Annotated in this window: 12 protein-coding genes; 8 read left to right on the top strand and 4 right to left on the bottom strand. The window is 41.2% G+C overall.

Features of this window, described 5'->3' with window-relative positions; genetic code table 11:
- Positions 1-251 precede the first annotated feature (251 nt).
- Positions 252-974, top strand: a complete 723-nt coding sequence (locus ACVBDU_RS03470; protein ID WP_447178389.1) for an NUDIX hydrolase — start codon at positions 252-254, stop codon at positions 972-974.
- Between the two features lie 220 nt (positions 975-1,194).
- On the opposite strand, the gene ACVBDU_RS03465 is transcribed toward ACVBDU_RS03470, so the two are convergent.
- Positions 1,195-1,740: an NAD(P)H-dependent oxidoreductase gene (locus ACVBDU_RS03465; protein ID WP_447178388.1), complete on the bottom strand. Its 546-nt coding sequence runs from the start codon at positions 1,738-1,740 to the stop codon at positions 1,195-1,197.
- 118 nt (positions 1,741-1,858) lie between these two features.
- Here ACVBDU_RS03465 and ACVBDU_RS03460 point away from each other — a divergent pair, with 118 nt between their 5' ends.
- The 5 genes from ACVBDU_RS03460 to ACVBDU_RS03440 all read left to right on the top strand — a co-directional run bounded on the left by ACVBDU_RS03460 (position 1,859) and on the right by ACVBDU_RS03440 (position 6,433).
- Complete coding sequence (locus ACVBDU_RS03460; RefSeq protein WP_447178387.1) at positions 1,859-2,236, top strand: winged helix-turn-helix transcriptional regulator; 378 nt, start codon at positions 1,859-1,861, stop codon at positions 2,234-2,236.
- Positions 2,237-2,459: 223 nt separating this feature from the next.
- Positions 2,460-3,542, top strand: coding sequence for a glycine cleavage system aminomethyltransferase GcvT (gene gcvT, locus ACVBDU_RS03455; RefSeq protein WP_447178386.1), 1,083 nt, complete (start codon positions 2,460-2,462; stop codon positions 3,540-3,542).
- 195 nt (positions 3,543-3,737) lie between these two features.
- A complete protein-coding gene (locus ACVBDU_RS03450) occupies positions 3,738-4,649 on the top strand; it encodes a glutaminase (protein ID WP_447178385.1) in 912 nt (303 codons plus the stop codon).
- 19 nt (positions 4,650-4,668) lie between these two features.
- Positions 4,669-5,481: a sugar nucleotide-binding protein gene (locus ACVBDU_RS03445; protein WP_447178384.1), complete on the top strand. Its 813-nt coding sequence runs from the start codon at positions 4,669-4,671 to the stop codon at positions 5,479-5,481.
- A gap of 241 nt (positions 5,482-5,722) precedes the next feature.
- The gene (locus ACVBDU_RS03440) at positions 5,723-6,433 is read left to right on the top strand and encodes a YebC/PmpR family DNA-binding transcriptional regulator (RefSeq protein ID WP_447178383.1); all 711 of its coding nucleotides are present in this window, start codon (positions 5,723-5,725) and stop codon (positions 6,431-6,433) included.
- A gap of 94 nt (positions 6,434-6,527) precedes the next feature.
- Here ACVBDU_RS03440 and ACVBDU_RS03435 read toward each other — a convergent pair whose 3' ends face one another.
- The 3 genes from ACVBDU_RS03435 to ACVBDU_RS03425 all read right to left on the bottom strand — a co-directional run bounded on the left by ACVBDU_RS03435 (position 6,528) and on the right by ACVBDU_RS03425 (position 10,027).
- A complete protein-coding gene (locus tag ACVBDU_RS03435) occupies positions 6,528-7,451 on the bottom strand; it encodes a right-handed parallel beta-helix repeat-containing protein (protein ID WP_447178382.1) in 924 nt (307 codons plus the stop codon).
- Positions 7,452-7,884: 433 nt separating this feature from the next.
- Positions 7,885-8,394, bottom strand: coding sequence for a GNAT family N-acetyltransferase (locus ACVBDU_RS03430; RefSeq protein WP_447178381.1), 510 nt, complete (start codon positions 8,392-8,394; stop codon positions 7,885-7,887).
- Between the two features lie 88 nt (positions 8,395-8,482).
- Positions 8,483-10,027 carry a hypothetical protein gene (locus ACVBDU_RS03425; protein ID WP_447178380.1) on the bottom strand — a complete coding sequence of 515 codons (1,545 nt, stop codon included), beginning with the start codon at positions 10,025-10,027 and terminating at the stop codon, positions 8,483-8,485.
- 155 nt (positions 10,028-10,182) lie between these two features.
- Here ACVBDU_RS03425 and ACVBDU_RS03420 point away from each other — a divergent pair, with 155 nt between their 5' ends.
- A complete protein-coding gene (locus ACVBDU_RS03420; RefSeq protein ID WP_447178379.1) occupies positions 10,183-11,355 on the top strand; it encodes a 2-isopropylmalate synthase in 1,173 nt (390 codons plus the stop codon).
- A 116-nt stretch (positions 11,356-11,471) separates the two neighbouring features.
- Complete coding sequence (leuC, locus tag ACVBDU_RS03415; protein WP_447178378.1) at positions 11,472-12,866, top strand: 3-isopropylmalate dehydratase large subunit; 1,395 nt, start codon at positions 11,472-11,474, stop codon at positions 12,864-12,866.
- The last annotated feature ends 79 nt before the right edge of the window (positions 12,867-12,945 follow it).

Here is a 12,945-nt window from a genome sequence, read left to right as displayed (position 1 = left end):
GCTTCAATACAAATAGTTATATCCCGGACATTTTATCTTTAATACTTTATAGTTACACTGACTATAAGTGTACTTAATAATTTTTAATACTGCAATATTTTGTAATATAATTTTTGTAATTACTAAAAAAATGAGATATTTATAACCCTATTGATAATAGTCTCTCTACCCCTTTCCTCTCACCGGGAAAAACAGGAACTTTGAGGCCTGTTTTGATCGGGCGCAGGACTTAACTTAAACGAAAGATACAAATGAATAAAAAAGCCATTGATTCCGTGTCTATAAAAGAGATGGACAGTGAAGATGTTGTAGATACGGTAACCATTGATTGCACCATATTCGGATTTAATGAAGGGGAACTGGAAGTGTTGCTGGTACAGCATGCCGAAGGTATAAGCAAAGGAAAATGGGGATTGCCCGGAGGGTGGATCAAGAAAGAAGAAAGTATAGACAACGCGGCATACAGGCTTTTAAGGGAACTGACCGGAATAGACAATATATATCTCGAACAACTGAAAGCTTTTGGAAGCCCTAAAAGGTTTCCCCTTAGCCGGGTTATCACCATAGGATATTACGCCCTTATCAAAAAGGAAGATTATCGTCTGACTCCCGGTTTTACCGCTTCTGCCGTTAAATGGTATAAAGTAAAGGACGTTCCGGAACTCATCTATGACCACGAAGATATCCTGGAGGTAAGCCTTAAACGCTTAAAAAGAAGAGTAAGGCAGGCCCCGGTAGGTTTTAACCTGCTTCCGGAAAAATTTACCTTGTTGCAATTGATGCACCTCTACGAAGAGATCCTGGGGGTCGAAATGGACAAACCCAATTTTCGACGCAAATTCCTTCGCATGAAACTCCTGGTGCCACTGGACGAAAAAGAAACAGACGTATCGCACCGGGCGGCACAGTTATACAAATTCGATCCTAAGATCTATGAAAAGCTTACGGAGAAAGGGTTTAACTTCGAATTTTAATGGATCTGTGGTGTTGAAAAATATATTCCAACAGAGATAACTGAAGTTAAAACCCTGTCTGCAGTCAAGTATAAGCGTAGTGCAGGCCCGACAATAATTGGGATTATAGCTGCACTTTATTAGCGTGAAAAATTGTAGTCTGATTATTAGGTTATTAAGTTAATCCGTGTTGCCTGAATAACCTAATAACCCAACAACTAAAGAATAATTTCATAGTGGTTTAGTTAAGTTTTTCCAATTGTGTTAGCAGTACTTTTGCGTGTTCCCGTGCGTTAGCTTTTATTTCATTTTCTTTGTAGCCGTCCGCTAAAGAAGTTTTATAAAGATAAATAGGGTCAATATAATTCATTTGTGCAAAATAGGCGGTTTGCTCCAGGTTCTTACAAAACTCATGAACACGAAAATGGTGTTTCCCGAATGTTGTGTAACCGCTTTCGGCACCACCGACGGTAAAGCTTGGTATAAAATTTTTCCCTTTCAACTTATCTCCTTTCGAACCAAAGGCAAACCGGTATACAAATACCACATCGAACCAATGTTTTAGAATAGCAGGCATATTGTACCAGTAAAACGGGTACTGAAAAACAATGGTCTCATGTCTTAACAATACTTCCTGTTCTGCTTCTGCGTCAATTTTGTAATCAGGATATAATTTTTGAATGTCCCTGATTTCTATTTCCAAATTGCTTTTTTTCAACTCCTCAACAATTGTCTTGTTTGCAAATGACTTTTCATAAGTCGGATGTCCTAAAATAATAAGTGCCATAATCGTTCAATTTTTAATAATGAAATGAGTTAACTATAATAATTATAGTTGCAAAACTAATTTGAGCTTCTTAAATTTGCAATAACTATCCATTTCGATAGGTCTAAAAAAATAAACCATGAAGGACGAATGCATAGGAGATTATGTAAAACTCAAAGGGAAAGTTTATCCGTGTTCCGTAAGTTTGACTATGGATTTGATTGGCGGTAAGTGGAAAGCCGTTATACTTTATCATTTGACAGATGCTAAAAAAAGATTTAGCGAACTTCGCAGGGAAATGCCATCTGTTACGGAAATGACTTTGAGTTTGCAATTAAAACAATTGGAAAGAGACGGTTTGATTTCGAGAAGGGTTTATGGCAGGAAACCACCTGTAAAAGTTGTGTATAGCTTAACTGATTTTGGTAAATCTTTTATTCCGGTTTTGGAATCCATTACTAAATGGGGAAATCAGGTTGTAAATGAAAAGGGCGAATTTGTAAGCAGTTCGTCTTAAATGGTTATATAAACCAATCGATTCGCGCCCGATCCCTGTCGAGATTGTATGATCATTCAGCCCGGTATGATTCGCTATAACGCTCAATCTTCACATTCCCTCCCACTTTCTTTTACTACTCCCTATTTTTTGAATATTTTAGCAACGTTTTTTCCGGCAGGTGTTTTTGCCACCGGTTTTATACTAATAATTAGTTTACACACTAACAATTATACACATCTACATGAAAAATACAGCACTAACCGATGTACACATCGCTCTTGGGGCCAAAATGGTACCTTTTGCAGGATATAACATGCCTGTGCAATACGAAGGGGTTAACGCAGAACACGAAACCGTCAGAAACGGTGTAGGGGTTTTTGATGTAAGCCACATGGGGGAATTTCTTCTCCGCGGAAACAAGGCGCTGGACCTTATTCAGAAAGTAACTTCCAATGACGCTTCCAAGCTTACCATTGGCAAAGCACAATATAGCTGTATGCCCAATGATAAAGGTGGTATAGTGGACGATCTTATCGTTTATAAACTCGATGAGGAAGAATACTTATTGGTGGTAAACGCCTCTAATATAGAAAAAGACTGGAACTGGATAGCGTCGCAAAACAGCTTCGGTGTGGATATGGAAAACATATCGGATAATTATTCCCTGCTGGCCATCCAGGGTCCAAAAGCCGTAGAAGCTATGCAGTCACTAACCCCTGTTGATCTGTCTGCTATCCCTTTCTACAGTTTTGTAACAGGCGAATTTGCCGGGGCAAAGGACATTATAATCTCTGCTACCGGTTATACAGGTAGCGGCGGTTTTGAAATTTACTGTAAGAACGAAGATGCAAAACAGGTATGGGATAAGGTTTTTGAAGCGGGTGCCGGTTTTGGTATCAAGCCCATCGGACTTGCCGCCAGGGATACGCTCCGGCTGGAAATGGGATATTGCCTGTACGGTAATGATATTGACGACACCACGTCGCCCATAGAAGCAGGACTGGGATGGATTACCAAATTCACCAAAGATTTCGTAAATGCCGTGGCGCTTAAGGAACAAAAGGAAAATGGTGTAAAGAGAAAGCTTGTCGCTTTTGAACTTGCGGAAAAAGGTATTCCGAGACAAGGCTACGACATTGTAAATGGAGAAGGTAAAGTTATAGGAAATGTAACCAGCGGTACGATGTCTCCTTCCCTTGGTAAAGGTATTGGGTTGGGTTATGTCCCCACAGAACTGGCAGGAGTTGGAAATACCATTCAAATACAGATAAGAAAGAAAGCTGTTCCCGCAACTGTGGTAAAATTGCCCTTTTACAAGAAGTAAAAAACATCGGGAAGACGGATTGTTTTAATAAAACTGTAATCGGTCCTCTGTCAAAAAAGGAAATTAAACTGCGGAATAGAAATCCATAGATTTCTGGTAGAATAAAAGTCTGTTTTGCCACGGATATATTAATAGTTATCTCAAAAATTATCCGTGTATCCGTGGCGAAAATGTATAGAAACTAAAACAACTGTAATGAAGTATCAGGATATCCTGGAAGAAATTCACGTTACATTAAAAGGCACCCCGGAAAAGGGTACCGTAGCTTCCTATATCCCGGAGCTTCAGAAAGTGGATGCCAGTCGTTTTGGCCTTTATCTCCTGACATTGGATAAAGAAGAACACGGTATGGGAGATTTTGATGTTCCGTTTTCCATACAGAGTATATCCAAAGTACTCTCCCTGGCGAAAGCGCTGAACTTCGTAGGAACTGATCTGTGGAAACGGGTCGACGTAGAGCCATCGGGAAATCCTTTCAACTTCCTGGCCTTGCTGGAACTGGAAAAAGGCATCCCGAGAAATCCGTTTATCAATGCCGGGGCCATAGTTATCAGTGATATTCTTCTCTCTCACTTTTCCGATCCTAAGAAAGATTTCTTAAATTACGTGAGAGAACTTGCGGAAGACGATTCTATTAACTATAATGAAGCTGTAGCCCGTTCGGAAAAAGCTACCGGTTTTCGCAATGCTGCCGCAGCCAATCTTTTGAAGTCCTTCGGAAATATGAACAATAAGGTCGAAGATGTACTGGACTTCTATTTTTACCAATGTGCCCTGTCTATGACCTGCAGGCAACTGGCAAGAACATTTTATATGTTTGCCAATTCCGGTAAGAATGCCTCCGGCAAAGTATTCCTGACCCCGAGCCAGGCAAAAAGGATCAATGCCGTGATGCTTACCTGTGGTTTTTATGACGAAGCGGGAGAATTTGCGTTTGAAGTAGGCCTGCCCGGAAAAAGTGGTGTAGGCGGAGGTATTGTTGCCGTACATCCGGAAAAATACTGTATCTCCACCTGGTCTCCCGGACTCAACGAAAAAGGAAACTCCCTTTTGGGAATGCAGGCCCTGGAAATGTTTACCACCAAAACAGGACTGTCTATATTTTAATACAAAATAACAAATAGCTTTGAAAAGGATATTGATATTAGGAGCAAGCGGATTTATAGGAGGCAGCCTCTACAGGGAGCTATGCCCCTATTACGATACGTATGGCACCTATTTTACCAATACTTCTTACGCGGATAACCAGCACTTTTTGCACTTCAACCTGGAAACCGACCCGATAGAATCTATTATTCAGGCCGTAAAACCCAGTTGTATTATATCTGCCCTTCGCGGTAATTTTGAAGAACAGGTAGCCCTCCACAAGGAAATTACAATCCTTATAGCCAAGCGGGACATTCGTATTATATTCCTCTCTTCGGCCAATGTATTTGATGCTTTCAGTAATTTCCCCTCTTACGAATACGACAAGACATTATCCGAAAGTATTTACGGGAAATTTAAAATAAAAATAGAGAACATGTTTCTCCGGCTGCCCGTGTGGCAATATGTCATAGCCCGTATGCCCATGGTCTTCGGCCCCAACTCCCCACGGCTCAATGAACTGAAACAATACCTGCAAAACAGGGAAGCCTACGAAGTCTTTCCGGACCTGGTAATGAACGTCACCAGTGCCGATAAAGTAGCACAGCAGGTACATTATTTACTGAACCGGCATAAATCGGGGATCTATCACCTGGGTAGCCGCGACCTCATACACCACGATGAGTTTATCCGGGAAATTTCGGAAGAACTCGGATTTAAAAATCCACTTTTTAAAAACGTTTACACCAGGAATACCGACAGATTCCTCGCCGTATTACCGAAAGACAATAAATTACCGGAACAATACCAGGTAGAAGTGGCAGATGTAATTAAAAGTACGATTCTCCGCTGAGTATGGCAGTAAAGATAGCCGGTTCGGGAGTCTTGAATTTATGTCACAGTGCATGTCAATAGTTCCTAAGATAATGACAGGCATTGTTTTATAAAGACTGATAAGAGATAGAGAAACAAAATAGATCTCTGAAATGCTTTAAAAACAACAGTCTACTAAATAAATTGGACAATAAAAACGAACTTTATATTTTTGTACGATTGACAACAAAAAGTACATAACTTAATAATGCATTATATTTATGGGAAGAGCTTTTGAGTTCAGGAAAGCACGGAAATTAAAAAGGTGGGGGGCCATGGCCAAAACCTTTACCCGTATTGGTAAGGATATCGTAATTGCGGTAAAAGAAGGCGGACCCAACCCGGAAGCCAATGCACGCCTGAGGGCCGTAATCCAGAATGCCAAGGCAGCCAATATGCCAAAGGATAACGTAGAGCGCGCCATAAAAAAAGCTTCCGACAAAAATACCGAAAACTTCAAAGAAGTGCTTTTCGAAGGCTACGGCCCGCACGGAATAGCGGTTCTGGTAGAAGCTGCCACGGATAACAATAACCGGACAGTAGCCAACATACGAAGCTATTTCAACAAATGCAACGGCAGCCTGGGAACCAGCGGCTCGGTAGAATTTATGTTTGACCATACCTGTAACTTCCGCATCAGTGCCGAAGGTATGGATATAGAAGAACTGGAACTGGAGATGATAGACTTCGGTGCCGAAGAGGTTTTTATGGATGAAGACGGCATACTTATCTATGCCCCTTTCGAAAGTTTCGGTGCCATACAGAAAGAACTGGAAAGCCGGGATATAGAGATCCTGTCTTCCGGATTCGAAAGGATTCCGCAGGTAACCAAAAAACTGGATCCTGAACAGGTGGCCGACATTGAAAAACTATTGGAAAAGATAGAGGAAGACGACGATGTGCAGAACGTCTATCACACTATGGAAGAATAATCAAGAATTAAAAAATAATTTCTAATTCAACAATAAAAGCCATCTGTTTTAAACAAGATGGCTTTTTAATGAGTTTAATACTAATCTGTTACCTTTAATGTATTCTTGAAAAAAGTCCTTTCCCATTACCGGAACCGCCACTTCCGGTTATGGTAATATGGCCTGTATTTCCATTTCCGTCATATCCCCAGGCCAAATTGTCTTTTGCTGTATTATTCGTCACCGTATGCGGAACAGATTGACCTGCACTACCTAATTTAAAACCGTTTCCATCTCCATTGGGACCATATCCATTGTTACTGGCCGTACACCCCCTGATCGTTACCGTGTAAGGTTGACCATATAAATCCCAACCATCGTCGGAATTGTGATGAGCAGTACAATTTTCAAATACATTATTTCTTCCCGCCGATAATTTACAAGCATATCCGTCTGCGTTTTCCCCTCCGGTCTGGGAATCGTAGTTATCGTGTGAATAGCACTGCCTGATATAATTGTCATGCCCCCCGTTATAGATTTGCAAACCGGTATCTCCATTATAAGAAGTTGTTACATTGTATGCATAATTATGACCTCCGTGTTGAAATACTATTCCACTATCAGGAGCGTTTCTTATAGTCATATTGGTAATATTCCAATAACTACCATTTACTTTGACCCCCCAACTACCGGAAGGTTGATTAGAGCAATTTAAAACGCCCCCGGTAATATTGATTTTGGAACTTGAAGTTCCACTTCTCGCCAATTCCAGAGTTTGTGTTAAATATATGGTTCCGCTAATGGTAATAATATCTCCCGGATTAGCAGAAGAAACAGCCGATCTTAAATCCGCTTCCGTAGTAACTGAAATTGATCTGGCAGAAGTTGCTTCCTTTCCTTTTGGAGAAATATCCGGCTCCGTGGTAACAACTTCTTCACTTAAAGAAGCATCTGGCTCAGTAATAAATGCTTCTTCTTTTTCACAGGCTAAGAAGGTTAAAATCCCACTCAGCAGGATTAATTTGATTTGGGTTTTCATAATAAAAATGTTTTGTTTAGTTATCTCATAATCACCTTGATTATTTATTTTAAAAGCTATAAATCATTGTTACCTTTTAAAAAACAACAATGTTATCGTTTTATAATTCAAATTAAATATAAGTAATTGGCCATGTATACTAAAAACTTTAACTCATAGTGTTAGTAATTATTTTCCTACTTTAATAAGGCTGAATATTCCTCAAAATCCAAGCCTGCATTCGAAGTATTCCGCAAACCATGGAAGGGATTCGTTTTTAGAAATATTCTTTAAAACCCTTATTTTTTTATGAAATTAGGAATAAAAAAGATACTAAACAAAAGAAATGTAATCGATTGCAAGAAAATAGTGAAAAAATCCTGTCCAACTCTGCTATTTTAAACTTATTCGCTTTTAGAATAGTATCCTGAAAATTAAGAATACAGACAGCTTCTTAATTCTTAATTTCAAAATCCCAGTCCATCACAAAATCGTCCATGATATAGCCGTTACCTATGGGAATAACTTCTTCGGAAGTTTTTTTAAACCCTATTTTTTCGTAAAAACCGATAGCAGGATTGTATTTGTTAACATTGAGGGACAATATGGTGTCTTTTTTCTGCGCAGCCACTTGCCTGCATTTCTCAATAAGTTTCTTTCCCACACCTTTTCCCTGTGTCTCCGGTAAAATGTATATCTTGTGTATTTTTGTTTTCGGAATATTCCTATAACCGGTTTCACAAGACAGGAAACCCAGGTAGCCCTCCCCTTCCGCAGCCAGGAAAAAACGGTGTCCTTTTTGTTCCATCTGTTCCGCTAATGCTTCCGTGCTGTACATCATGTCCAGCATATAAGCTATCTGTTTTTCCGTCAGGATGTCCTTAAATGTATCCGGCCAGGTGCGGTTGGCTATCTGCTGAATTATCGGGATGTCTCCCATAGCGGCCTCTCTGATTTCTATCATAGGTTTTATTCTTGTATTACACCCCCTCTGCCTACGGCATCTCCCTTTTAACTTCATTATCAAATTGACACATTATCTCATTACCCTATTATCGTACCAGTTTTTTTGCCTTTTCCTGTATAATAAGCCCCACCGGCTTGTCCTCTATCTTGCTTTCCAGCCAGGAAATAATATCCAGGTACAGAAATGCTCTTCTTTCATACGGATCATTGTCCAGTTCTTTAAAACGGGCATGGAGTTTTTTGAATTCCTTTTTGAGTTCGTGCGGATAAATATTACCCAGGTTCCGGAGGAATTTTATCATTTCTTTCTGGACCTCGTGCAGGTCGTTCATTTTCAATAAAAACTTATACGTACTCTTTAGCTGCACATCCAGGTGGTAATCCATTCCCGCTTCATAATGCGCCACCAGGCTGAGTACCCTGGAAAAACACATGAGGTCCTCGCGCATGGTCAGGTTTTTATTATCTATGATCTTCTTCAGGTATGTGATGCACATTTTATTATCTCCGTTACCGAAATACATACAGGCGATCTTGTAATAAAAGACCATAACATGATGTTCGTCTGTAGTATCCCCGTGCTCCTTCAACTCTTTCAGAATATCATCCACAAGCAAAAGCCCGTCCTTAAAAGAGCCTTCCATAAAATGCAGGTTCAGTTTATTGATATAAATGTATAAGAAACAAAGTGAGGAAACATTTTCGTTCTTCGGGAACGGGTTGGAGGCAATGGTCTGCTCCAGGCGGTTCAGAACTACTTTAAACTGCGTTTTGTACTTCAGCATAAAAAGCGATTCCAGCAGGTAGTTATTTCCTTTGAGGTAATACACCGGGTTCAGGTAGATCATCTGCTCGTTTTCGTAGAACAGGTCCGTAAGTTTACTGGCATATTTAAAACAGGAAAGAAAATCCTGGGTGAGAAAACTGTACCATAAATGCGCCTTGTACAACCACAGTTTTTCCCGGAAACCGAGATCCTCCAGTTTACATTTGGGCAACCGGGAATAAAAGTATTCCGTAATACGCTGATTTTCCTCATCACTTTTTACGTAACCCGATTTGAGCAGTATACCATAGAGTTGCAGAGACAAATTGGACAACCTGCTCGTAACAACGTTTTGCATACTCAGTTCCTTGGCCTGTACGGCAAGTTCATCGGCCCGGCCACTCATACTGCGCGTAATATACTGGGTTTCGATGATCTTCTCGAATTCCACGATCTCGTAAGCGATGTTCTTCTCTTCGTTCTCGATAGCAAGTTGCTTGGCCTTTTCCAATATTTTCAGGCTTTGCCGGTACAAGCCTTTATGATAGAGTATGGTGGCAAAATCCATTTGCTCGCGAATCTGTATTCTTATGTTCTGGTTCACCGGGTTCAACCGGAGACTTACCAGGACCTGCTTATACAAATGCGCTTTCAGATTGGATAATTGTTGCTTTTTGACGATTCCGCTCTTTAAAATTTCCTTTTCACTATAATCGTGCATTTTATCCAGAAGATTAAAAAGTGCGAGAAATTTGGCATCCGCGTTTACTCCTAATCGATTAACATATAGTTTGAATTGTCTCTTTTCAGACTTCGAAAGCGATTTTATCAAAACAAACAACGAATCTTTTTGTGCATTTGTCATTGTAATAAAACTGATATTAAAAACCTAGTTATCAAATTGTTAAGTTTTATATTTTTTTGTTAAGCATTGTAAAGCACTACAACTGAAATCCTTTGTTTGAATTTGCAAAATATAAATTCGTATTAGAATAATAAAATTAAGCCTAATAATTTGACATGAGTAAAGAAAAAGTACAAATCTTTGACACCACTCTTCGGGATGGCGAACAAGTGCCCGGATGCAAACTGAATACCAAACAGAAACTGGTAATTGCGGAGCGTCTGGACGAACTTGGGGTGAATGTCATAGAGGCCGGATTCCCCATCTCCAGCCCCGGAGATTTTACATCGGTCGTCGAAATAGCAAAAATAGTGAAAAATGCGACAGTATGCGGACTCACCAGGGCGGTTAAAAAAGATATTGAAGTTGCTGCCGAAGCCCTGAAATTTGCTAAAAGACCTCGTATCCACACGGGAATAGGTACTTCGGACTCCCATATAACCCACAAGTTCAAGGCAACCCGTGAGGAGATCATCGAAAGAGCGGTCAGTGCGGTTGCTTATGCCAGGACTTTTGTGGACGATGTGGAATTTTATGCCGAAGATGCCGGGCGTACGGATAACGAATTTCTTGCACGAGTCTGTGAAGCGGTTGTAGCGGCCGGAGCCACTGTGCTCAATATACCGGACACTACCGGGTATTGTCTGCCCGAAGAATATGGCGCCAAAATAAAATACCTGAAAGAAAATGTAAAGGGTATTGAAAAAGCAATACTTTCCTGCCACTGCCATAACGACCTCGGTCTGGCCACGGCAAACTCCATATCCGGAGTAATCAACGGTGCAAGACAAATAGAATGTACCATAAACGGCATCGGTGAACGTGCCGGAAATACTTCCCTGGAAGAAGTAGTGATGATCCTTCGCCAGCATCCTACCCTCGATCTCGATACCAATATCAATTCCAGATTACTGTACAGCACCAGCCGGATGGTTTCCGAAAGTATGGGTATGCCCGTACAGCCCAATAAGGCAATTGTAGGCGCTAACGCTTTTGCGCACAGCTCCGGTATTCACCAGGACGGGGTGATCAAAAACAGGGAAACATACGAAATTATAGACCCGGCCGATGTAGGCGTAACCGAATCGGCTATAGTACTTACGGCAAGAAGCGGACGTGCCGCGCTGGCATACAGGGCTAAAAAGGTAGGATACGAACTCACCAAACTTCAACTGGATGATGTATACCAGGAATTCCTGAAATTCGCCGACAAGAAAAAAGAAGTAATAGATCAGGATATACATGACATCATGCATGTTTGTAAAATAACGGAAGCAAGGGCAGTTTAAGGGATTGTCAGATTATAATAAAAAAACTAACTATAACATCCTTTTGTAAAGCACAACAATCTCAAAATCCCTGAACGCACAACCTGCCCATTGCATGCAACTAAAGTAAAAAACGAATGAAGAAGACATTATTTGATAAAGTTTGGGATAGCCATGTGGTCGATTCTGTAGAGAATGGACCACAAATATTATATATAGATAAACACCTGATCCACGAGGTAACCAGCCCTCAGGCATTTGCAGAACTGGAGCAAAGGAATATTCCCGTTTTCCGTCCCGATCAGATCGTAGCCACTGCAGATCATAACGTGCCCACGCTTAATCAGCACCTGCCTATTCAGGATGCTCTTTCCAGGAACCAGGTAGAACAGTTAACGGAAAACTGTAAAAAACACGGGGTAACGCTGTATGGACTGGGCCACAAATACCAGGGTATTGTTCACGTTATGGCCCCGGAACTTGGGATTACCCAACCCGGAATGACCATGGTGTGCGGAGATAGCCACACCTCTACTCACGGTGCTTTCGGTACCATAGCATTCGGTATCGGTACCAGCCAGGTAGCCCAGGTTTTTGCCAGCCAGTGCCTGTTGTTGAGCAAACCTAAAAAAATGAGGATCAACGTTAACGGAAAGCTTCGTAAAGGCGTACTTCCTAAAGACGTTATCCTGTATATCATTGCCAAACTCGGAACTAATTCCGGTACCGGGTATTTTGCGGAATATGCCGGTGATGTTTTTGAGAATATGAGCATGGAAGGGCGAATGACCGTGTGTAACATGAGTATAGAAATGGGAGCCCGTGGCGGTATGATAGCGCCGGACGAAACCACTTTTGCTTATGTAAAAGGAAAAGAATTTGCCCCGAAAGGAGAAGAATTTGACAAAAAAGTTGCGTACTGGAAAACACTTAAGACCGATGAAGGCGCCGTGTTTGATAAAGAATATTCTTTTGATGCGGAAGATATCGCTCCAATGGTAACTTACGGAACCAACCCGGGAATGGGTATCAAAATAGACGGGTACATTCCGGAACTGAATGATATTTCTTTTGAGAAATCGCTGAAATATATGGGATTTGAAAAAGGAGAAACCCTGCTGGGCAAACCGGTCAATTACGTATTCATCGGGAGTTGTACCAATTCCCGTATCGAGGATTTCCGAATAGCGGCCGATTATATCAAAGGAAAACAAAAGGCAGCCAATGTAAATGCCCTTATCGTACCCGGATCCCAACAGGTAGCCAAACAGATCGAGGAAGAAGGCCTGAAAGAAGTATTTGAAGAAGCCGGTTTCGTATTACGCCAGCCCGGTTGTTCTGCCTGTCTAGCCATGAATGATGATAAGATCCCGGCAGGAGAGTATTGTGTGTCCACCTCTAACAGGAATTTCGAAGGACGCCAGGGACAGGGAGCACGTACCATACTGGCCAGCCCCCTTATCGCTGCCGCTACCGCTATAAAAGGAGCCATAGCCGCTCCCTATGAGGAAGAGATAACCGCCTTGGCATAATATTAAATAGAAAAGACGCACGGCCGTGCATCTCAATCAGAAAAGAGACCGCGCGTCTCCATCGTTAGTAGAAGAAAAG

It is taken from the genome of Sinomicrobium endophyticum, assembly GCF_052983315.1.
Note: the sequence above shows the minus strand (reverse complement) of the source record. Positions and strands in the feature narration are given on the sequence as shown.